The organism is Leucothrix pacifica (genome assembly GCF_003172875.1).
GTDB classification, from domain to species: domain Bacteria; phylum Pseudomonadota; class Gammaproteobacteria; order Thiotrichales; family Thiotrichaceae; genus Leucothrix; species Leucothrix pacifica.
Map to the genome: position 1 here is coordinate 1 of NZ_QGKM01000061.1, position 20,984 is coordinate 20,984.

The 20,984-nt window shown below is 46.5% G+C and carries 18 protein-coding genes; 9 read left to right on the forward strand and 9 right to left on the reverse strand.

Annotated elements, in window-relative coordinates; all coding sequences use genetic code 11:
- Positions 1 to 25: 25 nt before the first annotated feature.
- The 3 genes from DKW60_RS17545 to DKW60_RS17555 form a co-directional block, all read right to left on the reverse strand.
- Entirely contained in the window at positions 26 to 1,099 is a 1,074-nt protein-coding gene (locus DKW60_RS17545) for an ester cyclase (protein WP_109838970.1), read from the reverse strand.
- A 5-nt stretch (positions 1,100 to 1,104) separates the two neighbouring features.
- Positions 1,105 to 2,412 (reverse strand): histidinol dehydrogenase, encoded by a 1,308-nt coding sequence (gene hisD / locus DKW60_RS17550; protein WP_109838971.1) that lies wholly within the window; start codon positions 2,410 to 2,412, stop codon positions 1,105 to 1,107.
- Positions 2,413 to 2,503: 91 nt separating this feature from the next.
- A complete protein-coding gene (locus DKW60_RS17555) occupies positions 2,504 to 3,028 on the reverse strand; it encodes an ester cyclase (RefSeq protein WP_109838972.1) in 525 nt (174 codons plus the stop codon).
- A 134-nt stretch (positions 3,029 to 3,162) separates the two neighbouring features.
- Between DKW60_RS17555 and DKW60_RS17560 the strand changes: the two genes are divergently transcribed.
- The 6 genes from DKW60_RS17560 (at position 3,163) to DKW60_RS17585 (ending at position 11,562) form a co-directional block, all read left to right on the forward strand.
- Positions 3,163 to 3,387, forward strand: a complete 225-nt coding sequence (locus DKW60_RS17560) for a hypothetical protein (protein ID WP_109838973.1) — start codon at positions 3,163 to 3,165, stop codon at positions 3,385 to 3,387.
- On the forward strand, positions 3,387 to 3,785 hold the full coding sequence (gene vapC, locus DKW60_RS17565; protein ID WP_109838974.1) for a type II toxin-antitoxin system tRNA(fMet)-specific endonuclease VapC: 399 nt from the start codon (positions 3,387 to 3,389) through the stop codon (positions 3,783 to 3,785). The genes DKW60_RS17560 and vapC overlap by 1 nt, the downstream gene beginning before the upstream one ends.
- 257 nt (positions 3,786 to 4,042) lie before the next feature.
- A complete protein-coding gene (locus tag DKW60_RS24365) occupies positions 4,043 to 6,718 on the forward strand; it encodes a class I SAM-dependent DNA methyltransferase (protein ID WP_109838975.1) in 2,676 nt (891 codons plus the stop codon).
- Positions 6,715 to 8,181, forward strand: a complete 1,467-nt coding sequence (locus DKW60_RS17575; protein WP_109838976.1) for an ATP-binding protein — start codon at positions 6,715 to 6,717, stop codon at positions 8,179 to 8,181. Before DKW60_RS24365 ends, DKW60_RS17575 begins: the two co-directional genes overlap by 4 nt.
- A gap of 228 nt (positions 8,182 to 8,409) precedes the next feature.
- The gene (locus tag DKW60_RS17580) at positions 8,410 to 10,344 is read left to right on the forward strand and encodes a DEAD/DEAH box helicase (RefSeq protein ID WP_109838977.1); all 1,935 of its coding nucleotides are present in this window, start codon (positions 8,410 to 8,412) and stop codon (positions 10,342 to 10,344) included.
- Positions 10,345 to 11,562: a GIY-YIG nuclease family protein gene (locus DKW60_RS17585; RefSeq protein ID WP_109838978.1), complete on the forward strand. Its 1,218-nt coding sequence runs from the start codon at positions 10,345 to 10,347 to the stop codon at positions 11,560 to 11,562. It begins immediately after the preceding gene.
- A 55-nt stretch (positions 11,563 to 11,617) separates the two neighbouring features.
- Here the strand turns inward: DKW60_RS17585 and DKW60_RS17590 are convergent, their stop codons facing one another.
- The 5 genes from DKW60_RS17590 to DKW60_RS17605 form a co-directional block, all read right to left on the reverse strand.
- Positions 11,618 to 12,775, reverse strand: coding sequence for a carbohydrate ABC transporter permease (locus DKW60_RS17590; RefSeq protein ID WP_109838979.1), 1,158 nt, complete (start codon positions 12,773 to 12,775; stop codon positions 11,618 to 11,620).
- Complete coding sequence (locus DKW60_RS24120) at positions 12,775 to 13,035, reverse strand: hypothetical protein (RefSeq protein WP_219988810.1); 261 nt, start codon at positions 13,033 to 13,035, stop codon at positions 12,775 to 12,777. The genes DKW60_RS17590 and DKW60_RS24120 overlap by 1 nt, the downstream gene beginning before the upstream one ends.
- The gene (locus DKW60_RS17595; protein ID WP_219988811.1) at positions 13,035 to 13,634 is read right to left on the reverse strand and encodes a hypothetical protein; all 600 of its coding nucleotides are present in this window, start codon (positions 13,632 to 13,634) and stop codon (positions 13,035 to 13,037) included. The genes DKW60_RS24120 and DKW60_RS17595 overlap by 1 nt, the downstream gene beginning before the upstream one ends.
- 127 nt (positions 13,635 to 13,761) lie before the next feature.
- On the reverse strand, positions 13,762 to 14,979 hold the full coding sequence (locus tag DKW60_RS17600; protein ID WP_109838980.1) for an ABC transporter substrate-binding protein: 1,218 nt from the start codon (positions 14,977 to 14,979) through the stop codon (positions 13,762 to 13,764).
- Positions 14,980 to 14,999: 20 nt separating this feature from the next.
- Positions 15,000 to 15,905 carry an ABC transporter ATP-binding protein gene (locus DKW60_RS17605; protein WP_109838981.1) on the reverse strand — a complete coding sequence of 302 codons (906 nt, stop codon included), beginning with the start codon at positions 15,903 to 15,905 and terminating at the stop codon, positions 15,000 to 15,002.
- A gap of 114 nt (positions 15,906 to 16,019) precedes the next feature.
- On the opposite strand from DKW60_RS17605, the gene DKW60_RS17610 reads away from it, so the two are divergent.
- Positions 16,020 to 17,030 carry a nuclear transport factor 2 family protein gene (locus DKW60_RS17610; protein ID WP_109838982.1) on the forward strand — a complete coding sequence of 337 codons (1,011 nt, stop codon included), beginning with the start codon at positions 16,020 to 16,022 and terminating at the stop codon, positions 17,028 to 17,030.
- 109 nt (positions 17,031 to 17,139) lie between these two features.
- Positions 17,140 to 18,054, forward strand: a complete 915-nt coding sequence (locus tag DKW60_RS17615) for an amidohydrolase family protein (protein WP_181389765.1) — start codon at positions 17,140 to 17,142, stop codon at positions 18,052 to 18,054.
- Positions 18,055 to 18,058: 4 nt separating this feature from the next.
- Here DKW60_RS17615 and DKW60_RS17620 read toward each other — a convergent pair whose 3' ends face one another.
- A complete protein-coding gene (locus DKW60_RS17620; RefSeq protein ID WP_109838984.1) occupies positions 18,059 to 19,063 on the reverse strand; it encodes a LacI family DNA-binding transcriptional regulator in 1,005 nt (334 codons plus the stop codon).
- A gap of 271 nt (positions 19,064 to 19,334) precedes the next feature.
- Here DKW60_RS17620 and DKW60_RS17625 point away from each other — a divergent pair, with 271 nt between their 5' ends.
- Positions 19,335 to 20,918, forward strand: a complete 1,584-nt coding sequence (locus DKW60_RS17625) for an ABC transporter substrate-binding protein (RefSeq protein WP_109838985.1) — start codon at positions 19,335 to 19,337, stop codon at positions 20,916 to 20,918.
- Positions 20,919 to 20,984 lie beyond the last annotated feature (66 nt).

The following is a 20,984-nucleotide window of genomic DNA, read 5'->3' on the forward strand; positions in this document are numbered from 1 at the left end:
TTTCGGTCTGATTAACCACTCTGATTTAAGGTTGGGATGCGTTCATATCATTCTCCGGAATCGGGAACGGAATGCCGCCCATATTGCGTGCTTTGTTGAATTCCCGAAGTCGGGCAAACACATCCACACCAATCTGATCATACACACTGAGCAGATCCACCATCACCCAGTTCTCGCGAATCAGACCATTTTCAATGCGCCAGAAGTCCAGTGAACGCATCGTCACTTTGGTGCCCGCAGGTGCAATGCCCATCCAGCCATCGTGGGTAATGGTCTGCACCATATCCGGCCAACCGGTCACCGCCGCATAATTCGCATCCCCAAAGAAGTGGTAAGTAATTTCATCGAGGTATTGCCCGCGATCCGGCATGGCATTTAAAAACGGAATCTGGTGCCAATGGCGGAATCCGGCAATACCACGCCCGGTACCGATACCGGAGGGGCCGTACCAGCTCATTTTCGGATGCCAAAAACGCGCCATCTCCATGACTTCCGGCCCACCCTGCGAGGGATGTTTTTTCATGTAATCCAGCATGGTGACAATGTGCTGACAAGATGCCTCGGACTGCTCAGCGTCATACGGCGTGGTGATAATACCGTCCATGGTCGCGGGCGCAGGCACCTGCCACTCACGTCCCAGACTGGGTGCCATTGGCCAGGCATTGGCCTGCATCATCACTTCCGGAATATCCCACAACGCTTGCATCTCGACGACTTGATCGTCTTCAAAGCGATAGAACTCATGAAAACGCATCGCCACTTGGTGCCCTGTCGGCGGAATGTCCAGCCAAGGCTGCATAAAGCTGCCGGTGTAATAGCCACCGCACCCAACCCAATTTCCGCCATGCTCGGTCACGCCTCCCATGACAATGGTATCGCGACGCTCCAGATCCGGAATCGCGGTTTGCAATGGCACAAAGACATCGTCATAAAGCGCCATCGGGCCTTGTAGAGTTTCAAACGGAAAGCACAAATGAATCGTGGCATCTGTGGCGAACACCTTGGTCAGCGTGGCCCGAACGTGCTCCGGCTCGTAATGGTACAAAGCATCCCGCAACGGCTTGAGCAAGGCTTTGTGATGAGAATGAATATCTTGCATGGCAGTTACTCGGCAGCTCCGGCGTATGGCACGTCTTTACCGCCGTAACGTCGTACGCGAATATTGGCTTGCTCACCATGCCCTGCAAAGTGCTCCAAGGCACACAAGCGCGAGCAGTACTCACCCACCAAGGCAGAAGCCTCATCCGTGGTAATGCGCTGATATGTATGTGTTTTAATAAACTTACCCACCCATAAACCACCGGTATAGCGTCCGGCCTTTTTCGTTGGCAAGGTGTGGTTAGTGCCAATGACTTTATCGCCATAAGAGACATTGGTGCGCGGGCCGAGAAACAGCGCGCCATAGCTGGTCATATTATCCAGGAACCAATCATCACGATCGGTCATTACCTGCACATGCTCAGAGGCATAAAAGTCGGCCTGTTCCAGCATTTCTTCATAAGTATCGCAGACGATCACTTCACCGTAGTCTTCCCATGATTTACCCGCTGTTTCTGCCGTTGGTAGTATCTCTAATAAGCGCTCAATCTCGCTCATCGTGTCTTTCGCTAACTGCTCAGAATTGGTTAGTAAGACCGCTGGCGAGTTGTAACCATGCTCCGCCTGACCCAATAAATCGGTAGCACACAGCTCCCCATCTACCGTGTCGTCAGCGATGACCATGGTTTCGGTTGGCCCGGCAAACAAATCAATACCGACACGTCCGTATAACTGACGCTTGGCTTCCGCCACAAAGGCATTACCCGGCCCTACCAGCATGTCCACCGGATCAATGGTTTCAGTACCCAGCGCCATGGCACCGACCGCCTGCATACCGCCGAGTACCAAAATTTCATCCGCTCCAGCCAAATGCATCGCTGTCACAATCGCCGGATGCGGCTTTCCCTGATAGGGAGGCGCTGCTGCAACCACACGTTTTACACCCGCCACTTTTGCCGTCAACACACTCATATGCGCCGAGGCGACCATTGGGAATTTACCACCCGGCACGTAACAACCCACCGAGTTCACCGGAATATTCTTATGCCCCAGAATCACCCCCGGCATGGTCTCGACTTCGACGTCCTTCATCGAATCGCGCTGGTGTTGTGCAAAATTGCGAATCTGCGTTTGAGCAAACTTGATATCTTCCAGATCACGCTCTGAAACCTCTGACATTGCCTGCTCAATCTCAGCCTGTGTCAGGCGATAACTCTCACGATCCAGCTGATCGAACTTCACCGACAACTCACGCACCTTGGCATCGCCCTGCGCTTCGATCTCTGCCAATGTTTCCTCAACAATGGCGCGAACCTTAGCGTCGTCCTCACCACGTTCCTCGGCAGACTTGGCCGTTTTCAAATGTCTGATCATTTTCTACTCCATTCAATTCTGAGTGCCAAACCTGAGCTTGCAGCTTCAGCACCGACAATGTTGTTACATTCCCAGTCTTTCATCGAGACCGTTAAGGACTTGGCGGCACCTTCTCACCCCGGTCAAACGCTTCCCAACCTTCGCCGTCAAAACAATCCTTGCCTAACTGCGCCATGACATGCGGAAAATCCACCATCACCCAGTTATCAACAATTTTTTTATCCACCACTTTCCAGAAATCCATGTAGCGAATTTCTATCCGCTTGCCACTAGCGGGTATCCCCATAAAGTCACCGGAATGTGTGGCCTCCTGACGACCAAATGCAGCTGCCCACTCGCCCATATACAAACGCGCTTCATCTACACAAACTTTGTCAGAAAACGCCGCCTGAAAAGGCTTTTGCCAGTTATCCTGAAACTCCTGCAAACCGTTTTTAGTCCCGCAGCCGGTATTGCCCATCCAGCGGAAACCTTCGGCAAAAAACTCACCGATATCCGCAATGCGATGATCGTTTAAGCCGTCCACCATGCCTTCAATCACGGCGCGGGTTTCATCAGTTTTGGATAGGTCAGTATCGCGGCTGAGCACCGCTTGTTCGGGTCGGGAACCTTTCATAGTGAGCGTCCTATGGGTATGTTTGATAATCGATAATACTCTTTTTGCATACGAATGCAATTTTGTTTTTGAACCTAGTAAAAAATGGACTATACTTAAACACACATAGTCCACATACATTTGGAGGTCTGTTTATGCCACAACTACATTGCTACGTACCTGACGATGTTGCCAGTCAGCTACAAGACAAAGCAGAACAAGCACATATCAGTGTGTCGAAGTATCTGGCAGAGCTGATTAAAAAAGACATTGGCACAGATTGGCCGGAAGACTTCTTCGAGCTATTTGGCGCATGGGAAGGTGAACCTCTAAGCCGTGGCGAGCAAGGCACTTATGAACAACGATTGGAACTGGACTGATGTATTTGTTAGATACCAACACCTGCATCCAATTTCTCAATGGAACCTCGCCTGCTGTTAAAGATCAATTTCAGCAACACGCTGCCCGTGACCTTGTACTGTGCAGTGTCGTGAAAGCAGAGTTGCTCTTTGGTGCCAGAAAGAGCCAAAGAACGGAGTCAAACCTTTTAACACTTGACCGTTTCTTTAAAGCGTTTAAAAGCCTAACCTTTGATGACCGAAGCGCTGAGGAATATGGACAAATTAAGGCGTTGCTGGCTGTACAAGGCAATTTGATTGGCCCTAATGATTTAATGATTGCCGCGATTGCACGCGCCCATGATGCAACGCTAGTGACGAATAATACGGGGGAGTTCTCCCGTGTGACGGGGTTACGCTTAGAAGATTGGCAGGCATAAACTATTTGGGCCTAAAAAACTCCGATACCAGTGCCACATATACGAGTTCGAGATCAACCAAGACATAACATTTTCACTTGATGTGATGGCAAACTATGTCAGCGTTGCCAGTTATTACAATGACCATATAGACCCAGATGGCTATAGATTTTTAATTATCGTGTAACGAGAAAATTGCTTGAGCCAGTAGCACATCTGTATACTTTAATCTCATCGTTTACCTAAGCTAACACAAGCACTGACAGGGAAAAAAATCAATGGATTTGAATAAGCTTGAACAGAAGATAAGCTCAATTGTTGAAACAGCAAATCACGATGAGTTTATCTATGAACTACTGCTGGCTTATGACCTTCCTCGATCCTCTATCACACGCCTAAAGAAAGGCGACTACAACCAATCAAAAAACGCCAATGAGCTGATTTGGAAAAAAAATCTATTCTTTAAGGTTGAAGAAAAACAAGACCTGCACCTTGTCATCGATGAGGCAAATAATAATAACGAGATTTTAAAACACCATCCGCGTTTCCTTATCGTGACAGACTTCGAGCGTCTGCTGGCTGTTGATACCAAAACCAGTGATAGCCTTGATATAGCGTTGACAGAACTCAGCGAAAACTATGCCTTCTTTTTACCATGGGCTGGCATGGAAAAAACACAGATTCAAAACCTGAATCTGGCGGATATAAAGGCCGCAGAAAAACTCGCACAACTGTACGACATTATTATTCAAGAGAACCATATTGAATCAGACCAAGAACGACACGGCCTCAATATATTTCTGTCTCGACTACTTTTCTGCTTCTTTGCTGAAGACACAGGGATTTTTGAGAAAGGCCAGTTCACCAATGCCATCGCATCGCACACACAGGAAGACGGCAGTGATTTACAAGACTACCTCATCACCTTGTTTAATATCCTCAATGTCAAAACACGGGATAAGCAGCCCAAGCACCTCAAAGACTTTCCTTATGTAAATGGCGGATTGTTTGCGGTTGAGTACCCCGCGCCACGCTTAAATACCAAAGCGCGCAAAATCATTATTGACTCTGGCTCACTCGATTGGAAAGAGATCAATCCTGATATTTTTGGTTCGATGCTACAAGCGGTGGTGCATAGTGATCAACGTAGCAACATGGGAATGCACTACACCTCCGTTGTAAATATCATGAAAGTGATCGAGCCGCTGTTTTTAAATGATTTGAGAGAGCAGCTGGAGAAAGCGCAAGGCAGCGAAAACAAGCTCAAAAAAGTACTCAGCAGACTCTATAACTTACGACTGTTTGACCCTGCCTGTGGCTCTGGGAACTTTCTGATTATTGCGTATAAAGAGCTTTGTAGATTAGAGATTGAAGTATTTCAGGCACTCCAAGAAATAGCCCCTCTTAATTGGAGCTTAGCTAAGTCAGGACTAAAACTCACACAGTTTTACGGCATAGAGCTAGATGACTTTGCACATGAAACGGCAAAGCTGTCTTTGTGGTTGGCAGAGCATCAAATGAACTTGGCGTTTAAAGAGGTGTTTGGTAGTGCGAAACCAACGTTACCGCTTCAGGATGGAGGGAATATTGTTTGCGGGAATGCGACTAGATTGGATTGGGAGAAAGTCTGTCCAAAGGAGCAAGGTACTGAAATTTACATCATGGGAAACCCTCCCTATGTTTGGTCAAATGATCAATCAACCGAACAAAAGTTAGATATGAAGAATATTCTAGGCGACATAAAAAGCTACAAATACCTAGATTACATTTGTTGCTGGTTCCGATTATCCTCCAATTACACTACGGACACTAATATAAAGTACGCTTTTGTATCAACTAATTCTATAACCCAAGGCCAGCAAGTTAGTATTTTTTGGCCCAATATTTATAGCATGAAACAAAAGCCTTTCTTTGCTCATCAGTCTTTCAAGTGGGGAAATAATGCGAAACACAATGCTGGTGTGACTTGTGTAATTATTGGGATATGTTCAGAAAGCGACATAAACAAAAAGCTTTTATATTCAAATGATAATGTCCGTACGGTTAAAAATATAAATGCATATTTATTACCCAACAAAGATGTCTTCATCAATAAAAGAAATACTCAGATATCTCAACTACCTAAAATGACTTATGGTAATAAGGCCGTTGATGGTGGAAATTTGTTTTTGACGCCAAAAGAAAAGAACGACATTACAACTAGCTCTTCTAAATCTCATTTATTTATTAAACGTGTTGTTGGTGCTACAGAGTTCTTATACAGTAAGGAGCGATGGTGCTTATGGATTAAAGATGCCGAACTAGCATACGCAAACAGCATTCCTCTAATTGAAGAACGGATCAACCAGACAAAGTTATCAAGACTAAAAAGTAAAGATAAAGGGGCTCAGCTTCTTGCAGCAAGACCACACCAGTTTAGAGATACAAATACCTCATTAAACCATACACTATTAATACCTTCCGCATCCTCGGAAAGACGAACGCACTTACCAATTGGTATGCTTGATAACACCTATATTGTCACCAATCGTGCTCATGTGATTTACGATGGTGATATTTTTGTTTTTTCTATACTCAGCTCGCGCATGCACTTAGTTTGGACTCATGGGACAGCTGGACGGCTAGAATCACGAATTAACTACTCCTCTTCAATTTGTTATAACAATTTCCCTTTCCCTGATATCAGTGAAGCTCAGAAACTCATGCTTGAAGACCACGTATTTAATGTTTTAGATGAGCGTGAAAAGCACTCTGAAAAGACAATGGCAGAGCTTTACGATCCTGACAAAATGCCTGATGGTTTACGCCAAGCCCATCATGAAATGGATTTAGCGGTAGAGCGGTGTTATCGCAAAAAACCGTTTACTAGCGATGAGGAGCGACTTGAGTATTTGTTTAAGCTTTATGAGGAAATGATTGAGGCTGAGAAAAAGGGTATAAAGGTAAAGACATGAGCATAGAGCGCACTGAAGATTATTTGGTTAGTATTGTTCATGAGTTACGAAAATTACCTCAGGAAACAGAGTGGCTAGAGTTCAAGCAGAACAAGGCCGGTGAGGAGATGATCGGCGAGTATATTTCGGCCTTAGCAAATTCCGCAGCACTAGTAGGTAAGACTCAAGCCTATATGCTATGGGGAGTTGATGACGAAGAACATAACATCGTTGGAACGACCTTTGATCCTACCCAATCCAAAGTCGGAAACGAAGAGTTAGAAAACTGGTTACTTCGGCTTTTAGAGCCAAAAATCAACTTTCAGTTTCACCATTTGTTAATTGACGCAAAAGCTGTCGTTCTTTTAGAAATTAGCGCTGCTTTTCGCCACCCTGTGCAGTTTAAAGGTGTAGAGTTTATTCGCGTCGGTACTTATAAAAAGAAGCTCAAAGACTACTCTGAGAAAGCGCGTGATCTATGGAGAGCATTAGATAACACGCCATTTGAAAAAGAAATCGCTGCTGAAAACGTTTCAGCTGAAAAAGTCATTGCCTTATTAGATTACCCTGCCTACTTTGAGCTTCTTAAACTCCCTTTTCCGGAAGGGAGAGACGCTATTTTAGAGGCACTATCATCTGAAGATATGATCGTAAAAAATGACTCAGGCCAATGGAATATCACCAACCTTGGTGCGCTATTACTGGCAAAAAAGCTATCTGACTTCAGCACACTAAAACACAAAGCCATTCGAGTCATTTTATACAAAGGCGAGAATAAGGTTGAGACGATTAGGGAGCAAGAAGGTACTAAAGGTTATGCCACGGGTTTTGAAGGTCTGATTGACTTCATCACCAATTTATTACCCTCTAATGAGGTGATTGGTAAAGCGCTGCGTAGTGAAGTACCGATGTTTCCTGAGCTAGCGATCAGAGAGCTGGTCGCGAACGCAATTATCCATCAAGACCTTCATGCAACAGGCACCGCCCCACTTGTTGAAATATTTTCTAACCGTATGGAAATTACTAACCCCGGCAAACCATTAGTGAAAACTAATCGCTTTCTGGACAGCCCGCCTAAGTCACGCAACGAGGCACTTGCATCATTTATGCGTCGGGTTGGGATATGTGAGCAACGAGGTAGCGGCGTTGATAAAGTCGTATTTGAGACAGAGTTCTACCAACTACCAGCACCTATATTTGAAACAACAGATGAGCATACACGCTCTGTACTTTTTGCTCATCGTGAGTTTACAGATATGGATAAAGCTGACCGTATTAGAGCGTGTTATTTGCATGCTTGCTTACGCTATGTTCAGCGTGACTTTATGACCAATGCGAGTCTGAGAGAACGGTTTGGGATTGAGAAGAAAAATAGTGCCACTGTTTCACGTGTTATCAAAGACACAGTCGATGCCGAAGAGATCAGAGCTTACGATATTGACGCTGGCCGAAAATATATGAAGTACGTGCCTTCGTGGTATTGAAGCTATCTATCTAGAATCTTATTTGATGGTCATTTGACAGGTTCTATGTTTAGGGGTTAAGAAAAACATAAATCATCATATATATCATAATCATAGCCGTTTCTGTTTATTTGATAGCTATTTGATTGAGAAGTTTAAAAGTATAAAAAACACTCACACTTTAAAGTTAACAGATACCGAAATTTCAGACTTGATGGATGACCTGCAACCACTCTATTGGATATAAAAATGCCAAACTTTGTAGATGTAACTTACGCCCAAACAGGTAACAGCTTAAATACCAACTCACTTGGTATGCGCGATATGCAGGAAAAAGCATTTGAAGCAAAAGATGCCCAATACCTGTTACTAAAAGCACCGCCAGCCTCTGGTAAGTCCCGCGCGCTTATGTTTTTGGCCTTAGACAAGTTATTCAACCAAAGGCTCAGGAAGGTCATTGTTGCCGTACCTGAGCGCTCGATTGGCTCGTCATTTGCCTCGACTGATTTAACGACCTATGGCTTCTTTGCTGACTGGGAAGTAGCTAGTAAATACAACCTCTGCACCCCCGGTGGTGATAAGAGCAAGGTTAAAGCGTTTGCGGGTTTTATGGATGATTCCAATGCAACGGTTTTGGTGTGTACGCATGCCACGTTACGCTTTGCTTTTGATGCGGTGGCAGAAGATAAGTTTAATGATTGTTTGATTGCGATTGATGAGTTTCACCATATATCGGCTGATGCTGAGAACCGATTAGGTGAGGTGATGCGTTCTATTATGAGCAACACCTCCGCGCATATTATCGCGATGACAGGGTCTTACTTCAGGGGGGATAGTGTTCCTGTTTTATTGCCCGAGGAAGAAGCTAAATTCCAAAAGGTCATTTATAACTATTTTCAGCAGCTCAATGGCTACAAACACCTAAAAACACTAGGTATTGGCTATCACTTTTATCAGCGCAGTTATTTGACGGCTATTGATGAAGTGTTGGATACCGATAAAAAAACCATTCTGCATATTCCAAGCGTGAACTCAGGTGAGTCAACTAAAGAGAAGTACAAAGAAGTAGACCGCATCTTAGATACTATCGGTGATGTTGTGTCGCAGGATGAAACGACGGGCGTGATTAATGTAAAGCGTCACAAGGACGGCAAAATCATCAAAGTCGCTGACTTGGTGAATGATAACCCGAAAGACAGGGATAAAATAACCGCATATATGCGCGTGATGGATGCGGTTGATGATCTGGATTTAATTATCGCATTGGGTATGGCTAAGGAAGGGTTTGATTGGCCTTACTGTGAACATGCACTAACAGTTGGATATAGAGGCTCACTGACTGAGATCATCCAGATTATTGGTCGAGCAACGCGTGATAGTAGCAATAAAACACATTCACAGTTCACCAACTTGATTGCCCAACCTGATGCAGAAGACGGCATGGTTAAACTCTCCGTCAACAACATGCTAAAAGCGATTAGTGCTTCACTTTTGATGGAACAGGTATTAGCGCCTAATTTCGTTTTCAAAACGAAGAAGTTTGATGATGAAGAAGCCAAGCCGGGGACGATTAAGATTGGTGGCTTTAAGGAGCCGTCCACTGAGCGTGTGAAGGATATTGTTGATTCAGATTTAAACGATTTGAAAGCAACAATTTTGCAAGATGATCAGATACTGAAAGCGTCTGCCGGTGAAGCAGTTGATCCAGAAGTTATTAACAAAGTCTTGATACCTAAGATTATTCAGAAGAAGTACCCCGAACTGACTGCTGAAGAGGTCGAGGAGATAAGACAGCATGTGGTTGTGGACTCAGCTGTTAAAAATGGTGAAGTAAAAGAGGTTGGAGGGAAGAAGTTTGTCCGAATGGCGGGGAAGTTTGTGAATATTGATGATCTGCATATCAATATGATCGACAAGGTGAACCCGTTTCAAAAAGCATTCGAAGTATTATCTAAAAATGTGACGGCTAATTTGCTAAGGGTTATTCAAGATACGATTGATGCAGGCCGCATTGATATTTCGGATGAAGAAGCGGTGATCTTGTATCGTGATAAAATACCGCCTTTTATGAAGCAGCATGGGCGCGAGCCAAATATTAACTCGAATGACCCCAGTGAAAAGCGTATGGCTGAGGCCATTGTTTACCTAAGGCACAAGCGCAAAGAACAAGCTAGGCAGAAATAAATGATTGATTTTGAAAAAGAGTTAAAAGCGATTCTGGAGAATGACCCCTTGGATTTGCTAAAGGAAAAACCAAAGACCTCTTCTGTGATCAGTCCAGACAGTCGCCTTAAAGAGTCTTTTGATGCAATTAATCAGTTTATTGATGAGCATGGCCACGAACCAACAAAGAGTCGTGATATTAATGAGCGTAAGTTGTTTAGCCGATTAAGTGGCTTAAGAGAGAGCCCCGAAAAAGCGGCAACTTTGCTGGGTTTAGATAGACACAATTTGTTGGAGGGTGTTGAGAGCCCTGAGCCATTTGAGGTTGAATCTGTTGAGGATATTTTTGAGGCTGACCCACTTGGTTTACTTGGTGATGATATAGAGGAAGGTGCTGACCTGTTCAACATCGAGAGCCTCCCAACTACTTCAAGGGCAGCTACTGACTTTGTTGCTAAGCGCAAGCCGTGTAAAGACTTTGCGCGTTATGAAGCTCAGTTCATACAGGTACAAAGTGAGATACGTGAGAACAAGCGTAAGCTCCTCCCTTATGAGAATAAAGGCGAGGCATTAGTTGAAGGGAATTATTATATTTTAGATGGCGTTTTGCTATTCCTTGAGAGAAAAGAAACAGCAACTATCTCTAAAACTATAGATGGGAAGCGGTTCCGTGAAGATGGTCGAACTCGCTGTATTTTTGAGAACGGTACTGAGTCTAATATGTTATCACGTTCCCTAGCTAAAGCCTTGGATAAGGGCGGGAAAACAGTGACTCAGACTGAAGACCAGATAAATGATGAGTTTCAGAAGAACTTGGGTGTGGTGAAAGAAGAGGATACGCTAGCGGGCTATATCTACATTCTCCAACCACAGAGTAAGAACGCTGAGATTCAAAGTCTTGAGCACTTGTATAAGGTTGGCTTTTCAACAACAACGGTGGAGAAAAGAATATCAAACGCAGCTAACGAGCCAACCTATTTGATGGCTCCGGTGAGCATTGTTGCTGAGTATTACGCTTACAATATGAATACTCAGAAATTCGAAAAACTACTCCATCGTTTTTTTGCGGATGTTTGCTTAGATGTTGAAGTAGCTGACCACAAGGGGAAAATGCACCAACCTCGTGAATGGTTTATTGCACCACTTGACGCAATAAATCGTGCAATTGAGTTAATAATTAGCTCGCAAATTCAGCATTACAGGTATGACAGTCAGATGAAAAAGATAGTCTTGGCATAACCTTTTCAGGGCAGCACTCCTTTACCAGATAGCAATTTAGCTTTCTGAAGCGTAATCACCCCTTAACCGCCCCCGCCGTCAATCCACTAACAATCTGCTTCTGGAATACCATCACCAGCAAGAACAATGGCGCAATAATCGACACTGCAGCAGCCACCGCTTCCACCTGATCCGTGGTGGTGGTTTCACGGTTAAAGTAACCGGCAATGGCAGGCACCATGGTTTGGTTCTGCGCATCCAACAATAGCGAGGTCACAAGGAAATCGTTATACGCCAGCAGGAAGCTAAATAGTCCGGTGGTAATCACACCCGGCCACATCACCGGCATAATCACGCGGCGAAAGGCTTCAAAATGCGTACAACCATCCACACGTGCAGCTTCATCCAATTCGGTGGGAATGCTCTGGAAAAAGCTGCGCAACATCCAAATAGTAAACGGCTGATTGATGGCAACCAGTACCGCAATCACCGCCCAGGGCTGTCCATATAAAGTCGGCGCAGCATCACCAAAGATGGGCGCTAACCACTCTGAGGAGCTGATGAAGACCGGCAGGTATCCTGCCACCAATACCGAGTGTGGTAAGGCGCGGAAGATCAGCGCAATAATCAATAACCAGAATGCTAAATTCGACCCCGAACGTGCCAGACCATAGCCTGCCAAGGTACCAACGGTTAGTGACAACAGCACCACCCCAGCGGTCACCAATAAGGAATTGATAAAGTTGCGGTAGAACTCATTCTCCACCCAAACGGCTTGATAATGTTCTGTGGTGAGTCCTAATACAGGCTCACCCAGTGCGCCCGCTGCGCCGTTGAGCACAGATAATATCGATGGTAATACACCAAAAAACAGCAAAATAAACGCGAGTCCGAAGGCCAACGAACCGATGATCCAGCTCAGCCAAAGTTGATCCCACGGTGCATAGCGACGAACTTTGTCCGGCAGCCATTTAAGCGCCAACCACAAGGTCAGTACCAACACAGCCAAACCAATCACCAGATCGATAATAGATAAGCCTTTTCCAGCGGCCAGCGTCTCTGGCCCGATAATCACGCCTAGCGGATTTGCCGCGAATGCATCCACCGGTACTTTGATGCTCATCACCCCAATCCAGAAAATCGGGAATGCAGCAATCACGCACCACAGCGCCAGAAAACCACCGGATAAAAATCGCAGAGAAGCAGGTTGGCGTAATGCCTTAGGTGTACTCATTAATGGCCTCCCCGCTGGTGGTCGCGCCAGGTGCGTTTTAATAACGGAATCAGCAACAGCACGATGCCGATCATGGTGAGCATGGCACTGGCCGAGGCTCGGGAAATCGAACGGTTGCCACTGTCATCCGGTGTCAGGAAGTCATAGGTTAACCATTGCAGAGAAATCACATGCGCCTGACTGGAGAAGCCAACAATCTCCTCAAATACCCGATAGCAATCCATCAGATGAATCAGCGCAACAAAAATAATTAGGGGCATCAGGTGCGGTACAACCACATAGCGATATCACGCTGCAGCCAGCTTTCCAGCATGGCGGTCATAATGCCATCACCGATAAATAACCATCGAATCGATAGCGCTCCAATCACCGGCGTGATAATAAACGGCAACAGGGTAATAAAAATCACAGGCCCGCGAATATGCTTGGTGACGTTATTCACCGCAATCGCCAATGCCAGCCCTACCAAAATCACCAGGGGCAAAGTCAGTAAGGTAAATGTCAGGGTAAAGCGCAGTGCTTTCCAAAAGTCGATATTGAGGATTTCAGACCACTTGCCACTTTCGATGGCTTGCCCGACTCGTCCAAAGTCCAGTATGTCGCTATAGCTTTGCAAACCCACAAATTTTGTCTGCATGATCTTCTCGCCATTCTCATCCACCATGGCGCGCGACTTTTCTTGCGTATTACAGATTTGCGTGAGAAATCCGGGGGTACACACCTCTTCCGTAACGGTCTCGTAAACGGGTTGAGTATGGTAAAAACTTTGTACAAATACGCTGACCAACGGGGCAGCGATAAACAGCAGCATCATCAGGATTGAAGGCCCGACAAAAGCAACAAACGTTTTAAACTTCATGGGTGCGAACCTCCCTGATCGAGCGGCCTAAATTCTGCAAGACTCCACCCTGCCCATCGTAATGAGCAAAGTGGAATCACCTCTATCAATAATACTATGCGCTCCGAAAAGCGTAGTAAGCACTGGCTTACTTAATTAAGCCGCCTTCTTTAGCTGCTTTGGTGTACTCCGCTTCGATATCAGCCAGAGTCGTTTTTGCATCTTTGTCGCCCGTCAGGAATGCCGCCACACCATTACCCAGTGCGGTATGCATCATTCCATTTGCTTTTGAAGCAGGATAAGCCGGTGCGCCTTTTTCAGCAGAGGCTGCCGCACCTGCCGCCAAACGGCCCGGTACATAACCCTTCACTAACCAAACAGCATCATCGTTATGGGCTTTAACCATTTCCTCGTCGATACCTTCCATCGCCACACGGAACGCAGCATCCGCTTCTTCATCCGTAATATTTTGCGCGATGGTAATACCATCCCACCAGATAGTGGTTGCAGGCTTGCCGCCTTCCATGGCAACGGGGGCTGCAGCCATCGCTACTTTACCAACCACTTTGGACTCTTTTTCATCATCCATTGCTGCAGCACGCGACGCCCACAGATTTGCCATGGCGATTTTGCCTTGCTGGAACTGCTGCTGTACGTAGGTTGAGTCAGACACCAGATACTCAGGATCCATGTACTCCGTCAACGCCTTCAGCATTTCCAAGGTCTTAACACCGGCTTCATTATTGATAGTTGGCTTATTACCTTCACCTAAGAACTCACCACCAAAGCCCATGTACATATTCACGAACTCTTCACCAAGGTTCCAACCGGTTTTGAAGGTTCCACCCAATGGATAATCCACCACACCGGCTTCTTTGATTTTCTTGGCTGCAGCCAACACTTCGTCATAAGACTGCGGGATGTCAATGCCCAAATCCTTAAGAATATCTTCGCGATACATCAGGTGCTGTGCGTTAACCATCATGGCAATCGCCATGGTCTTGCCATCGATTTTGATCAACTGATTTGGTGTCAGGTTCTGGCCGTATTTCTCGACCAGCGAGTCTAGCGGGCGTACCAGATTGTCGGATAACAGTGGCACCAAGGTACCGTTAGCCACACCACCGATGTGATACAACGACGGATTGGCTTTCATTGCTTCTGGTTGCTTCTTTCTGAATTCCTGATCCAGCTCTGCTTTCACATTGCCACACTCAGCCATCGCGTCTGTCACAGCTTTCCATGCTTCAAAGCCCGCTGACAGTGATTTAATTTCCGTCTTATTTTCAAAAGCGCAGGCAGCCATCGCCTGACCGGAACCAAGCATCGCGATACCCAGTGCCATTGCTAAAATCTGCTTCTTCATTAGTAAACCTCCAGTAATTATTAATCCAGCGACAAGCGCTCACCCGTGTTCTTATCGAACAAGTGACAAATCGCTGCTGCAACCTCCAAACCTATCGGCTCGCCTATTCCGATCCGATAATCTTTGTCTGCCTTTACCGACACCATTGCCTCTCCTACCCGAACCGACACCATGGTCGCATCTCCGAGTAACTCCATGCTGTAGACAGGTGCCAGTATCTCAGCATTGGATTGATTCAGTGTTCCACTGACTTGTGCATCTTCCGCACGAAAGCCCAACGTGACTTGTTGAATTTCACCCGACTCCATCACCACCACACGGTCTGCCAGCGTCATCGCTTCGATCTGGTCATGGGTGACGTAAATTGTGGTCACTTGAAGTTCATGTTGTAAATTTTTCAGTTGAGCACGGGTTGATACCCTCAACTTGGCATCCAGGTTGGATAGCGGCTCATCCATCAGGAAAACTGTTGGCTCACGCACCACGGCACGGGCCAATGCAACACGCTGACGTTGCCCACCGGATAATTCACGTGGCAAACGATCTAACAAGTCGCCCAACTCAACCATTGCGGCAGCTCGCCTGACCCGTTCATCATGAGTGGTTTCATCAACTTTGCGAACTTTGAGGGGAAAGCGAATATTTTCGTATACGGTGAGATTGGGATACAGGCCATAGCTTTGGAACACCATCGCCACATCGCGATCTTTCGGTTCCAGCTTATTGACGACGCGGTCACCGATACGAATTTCACCTTCGGAAGGATCTTCCAAACCGGCAATCATACGCATGGTGGTAGTTTTACCGCATCCGGATGGCCCGAGGAATACAATGAACTCCCGGTCAGCGATATCCAGATTAATATTGCGGGCGCCATAGACCTTGCCCCACCGCTTCGATAAATTGGATAAGCTAATACTTGCCATGTGCTTCGCTGCCCTCCGGGAATGACACCAACATTCGCTGATTTGCATTTAACTTGCCATAATTTGCATACGAATGCAAAATGAATTTCAACGCATCTCAATCAGGAGCAAGCAATGAGCCAATATCAAGCCGCCAAACAAGTGGTACGTGAGTATTTTGACGCGATGGAGCAAGCCACTCCCGACACCGTTTGCGAGGTTCTCAAACATTACACCGCCGATGATTATCTATGGCGTGGCGTGTACCCTTTTCGTGAACAACACGGTGCACAAGCCGCTGCCAACTCATTCTGGCGTCCCCTGCTCGGTTCGCTCAAACACATACAACGACGTCAGGATATTTTTATTGGTGGCACCAATATCTATGCCGATGAGCAATGGGTGATGAGCATGGGTAATTTCATGGGGCTGTTCGATGCGCCATGGCTCGGTATTCCTCATTCCCGCAAAGTCGCCAACCTGCGCTACGCAGAGTTTAACTGTGTGGAAAACGGAAAGATCACCAAAACCGGATTATTTGTGGATGTCCTTGGTATGATGCTGCAGGCAGGTATCAATCCCCTGCCACCCTCTACCGGTAGCTACTACAACTACCCCGGCCCGCGCACTCATGATGGGCTGTTGTTTGATGACGCCGACCCCAAAGAAGGTGATATCACACTCGAATTACTCAACCGTATGGTGGATGACTTAAACGCATTAAATGAAAGTGGCTCAATGACTTGCCCGCCTGAAATTCTCGAACGCACCTGGTCAAACAATATGATCTGGTATGGACCTGCAGGCATTGGGGCGACATACACCATCCCTCGTTATCAGGAACAACACCAACTGCCGTTTCGTGAGAATCTGGCGGATAAAAAATTCAACGGTCATGTCTGCCGCTTTGCTGAGGGAGACTATGCTTGTTTCTTTGGCTGGCCAAATCTCTCCAATACACCCATCGGTGGTTGGTTGGGCTTGCCCGGCGGCCAAGTCAATGCAACCATGCAGGTGGTTGATGTCTATCGTCGCCAGGGCGATAAGCTGGAGGAAAATTGGATTTTCATTGACCTGCCTTACTGGCTGAAGCAACAGGGACTGGATATTCTGGAGCGTACTGCCGGCATTTGTAATCCTCCTTAAGCAACTACAACCTTGGAAGCGCAAACCTTTAAGTTTGTACTTGAGCATTTCGCCTTGAGCATTATGACTCACCTAAGCCGCAACCTGTAAACACAGCATGGAGATACCCATGAAAATCATCGACTCACACCACCATCTTTGGTGCCCTGATACTGACCCAACTGGCATTGGCTATGTCTGGCTACAAAACAAAGGCGCGATGAAACCGTTTGGCGACCCGACGCCAATTCAACGCGATTACTTAGCCGAAGAGTTCAAGGCTGAATCACAAAAGCATGAGCTGGCAGGCTCCATTCATGTGCAATGTGACGGGGCGATTCCTGATCCGGTAAAAGAAGCGGAGTGGATAGAATCACTCAGTCAGACGCATGACATACCCTCTGCACATGTTGGCTTTGTGGATCTCACTAGCGCAGATACGCCCAAGCTATTGGAGCGCTATATGCAGCTACCGGGCTTTCGCGGTGTGCGGCAGATTATCAGCCGGATTGATGACCGACCGGAGATCAGTTTTACACAGGTTGAGTATCTGGGTCACATGATCTGGCGTGAGCAATTTGCGTTGCTAACCGCACACAATCTGTCGTTTGACTTACAGCTTTACCCTCAGCAAATGCCGGATGCTGCTGCGTTTTTTGCAAAACACCCTGACATTCCGGTGGTTATTGACCATGCCGGTAGTCCTTATGATCAAAGCAAATCCGGGCACTTATTATGGAGGCAAGGGTTGAAAGAATTGGCTCAGCTGGAACATTGTCATATCAAGTTATCCGGCTTTGGTATGTTTGATCCGCAGTGGACAGCGCAGAGTATTCAAGCGATTGTGAATGATATTCTGGAGCTATTTGGTGCTGAGCGGGTGATGTTTGGGAGTAATTATCCGGTGGATAAATTAATGCGCCCTTATGATTTTGTGGTGGATAGTGTGCTGGAGTGCTGTACGAATGCAGGGTTGAATGAAACTGCGATTGAAGGGGTATTCTCTGGAAATGCGGAGCGGTTTTATCGGTTGAACCATAACTAAGGACTTATGCAAGACTGCTTTTAGTAGACCCCCGTAACATCAAGCCCGCCTCTGTCACCCGACGTGTCGGGCTTACTTGCTTGTGCTCCATCTGCTCCAGCAAAATCTCCACTGTATCAGCGATCATTTTCTCAACCGGCTGCTCAACAGTAGTAAGGTTATAGGACGGCCATCCTGCTTCCGGCACATCGTCATACCCAACCACAGAGATATCTTCAGGAATGCGTAAACCATATTCACCACGAATCACATCCATGACAGCAAAAGCCATGTGATCATTCGCCACAAAAATGGCATCTGGCACTGCCTGATCCAGAATTTCCCGGGCGGCAATCGTGGCTCCTTCAAAGGTGTAATAGCCAACCGCGCGTTGACTCACTTGCAAACCTGCAGCGGCTAAAGCCTCATTAAAGCCTTGCTCACGCTCAACATTGGTTGATGAGTTTTCCTGTCCGGCGATAAAAGCAATGTTATTGTGCCCTTCTTTGATTAGCAACTCGGCCAGCATGCGTCCACCACTGACATTGTCAGACACAACAGAACTGGCCTGTGTATCCGGCACATAGCGATTAAACAGCACCACAGGCACGCCCAAACCAGCACACTCCTGGGCGATATGAGAGGACAGAGTCACGGATGCCAATACCACGCCATCGACCTGATATTGGAGAATCTCCTGAATCACTTCGTCCTGCTGTCCGGGTTCGGTCATAAACAGCAACACGTGATAACCACGTGCTTGCAGCGAGCGGGAGAGTTTTTCAATCACGATAGGGTAAAAATGATTTTCCAGATAGGCAATCACCAAGCCGATAATCCGTGAACGCCCACTAATCAATGAGCGAGCGAGTACGTTGGGACGATAGCCCAGCTCTTTCGCGGCTGCCAAAACACGCTCACGGGTTTTACCCGATACACTAGCGCCGGGTGTAAAGGTTCGACTTACCGCTGACTGAGATACATTAGCCAGCTTGGCGACATCGGTTGAAGTTACTGAAGATTTAGTCATAAGACTCAGAGTTGTCGATCTGATTACTCACAGTATAACTAAACCCTCAGGACTGTCTACGTTCTGCAAACGATTGACAGGAATGTTCGTTCATTGCCTGCGTTAAATTCACTAACAAGAAAATCCAGCATCTCCAATACTGAATGATGTTCAAACAGGCCTTTAATGTATACAATAATAAATCCAGACTTCTACAGTAAGTAGTATTGGCGTGATATACCAGCTTCCTTTAGTATGTCTAACTTCAGAAATGTCTTCCAGGAGAACGATCTTGAAAACCAGAACAGTACTCACAGCTGCAATCTTGGCAGCGTCCTTAACCTCAGTAGGACAGGCACAAACACTACGATGGGCATATTCCGGCGATTCATTAACGCTTGATCCGCATGCTCAAAACGAAGGACAGACTCATACGGTAGCTCATCAAATGTATGAGCCATTGCTACACCGTGACATGGAAGGAAAAATCACTCCGGCACTAGCCACATCTTGGGCGCCACTTGCTGACAACGCGAACGTCTGGCGTTTCAACTTACGTAAAGATGTTAAATTCCACGGCGGTCAGGACTTTACCGCTGATGACGTTGTATTCAGTTTGAATCGCGCCAAAATGGATACCGCTGACGTAAAAGGTCTGCTGACATCGATCAAAGAAGTACGCAAGGTCGATGACCATACCGTAGATATCGAAACCAATGGCCCTAACCCACTGTTGGCTAACAACCTGACCAACCTGTTTATGATGGATGAGGGTTGGACTAAGGAAAACAAAAGTGAAGTACCGCAGGATTTCGCGAATGGTGAGACCACATTTGCCTCTGCCAATGCAAACGGTACGGGTGCTTTCATGCTGGTATCCAGAAAGCCTGATGAAAAAACAGTGATGAAGGCTAACCCAAATTACTGGGGTAAAGGCACTTTCCCACTGGAAGTGACTGAGATTGTCTTTACACCGATCCAGTCAGCCGCAACTCGTGTTGCTGCCCTGCTGTCAGGTGAAGTCGATTTCGTACAGGATGCACCGGTACAGGATCTGGGTCGTGTTGCAGAGCAGGACAAACTGAAAGTCGTAACTGCACCACAAAATCGCGTCATTTTCCTTGGTATGCAGCAAGGTAAAGCGGATCTGGAAACCGACTCTGTAGAAGGCAAAAACCCATTTGCTGAGAAAAAAGTGCGTGAAGCGATGAACATCGCGATTAACCGTGCCGCTATCAAAAAGGTAGTAATGCGTGATCAGTCATCTCCAACAGGAGTTATCATGCCTCCGTTTGTTAATGGCTGGACTGAAGCATTAGATGTAGTACCTGAGACAGACGTGGACAAAGCGAAGAAGCTGATGGCTGAAGCAGGCTATGGCGATGGTTTCTCGATCACCCTGAACTGCCCGAACGACCGCTATATAAACGATGAAGCGATTTGTCAGGCCGCTGTTGGTATGCTCGGTAAGATCGGAATCAAGGTGAATCTTGATGCGAAGCCAAAGGCACAGCATTTCCCACTGATTCAGAATCGCACCACTGAGTTCTATATGTTGGGCTGGGGTGTTCCAACTTTCGATTCTCACTACGTCTTTAACTATCTGGCTCACACCGATGCCGATGAGCGCGGTAGCTGGAACAATACCGGATACAGTAATGCAGACGTTGACAAGATGATTGTTAGTCTTGAGTCTGAAGTTAATTTGGACACGCGTAATGCAACTATCGCTAAAATCTGGGAGCAAGTCCAAAGCGATATCCTTTACATTCCAATCCATAACCAGGTTTTAAACTGGAGTATGCGAAAAGACATCAACTTTGGTGTGCAGCCTGAAGATCAGCCTCACTTCAAGTACATGAGTTTCGCGAAGTAAAACCTCTGGGGTGGCTCTGACTGAGTCACCCTCTTCTACCCCTCTTTTGTCCGGAGCTAAACCTTG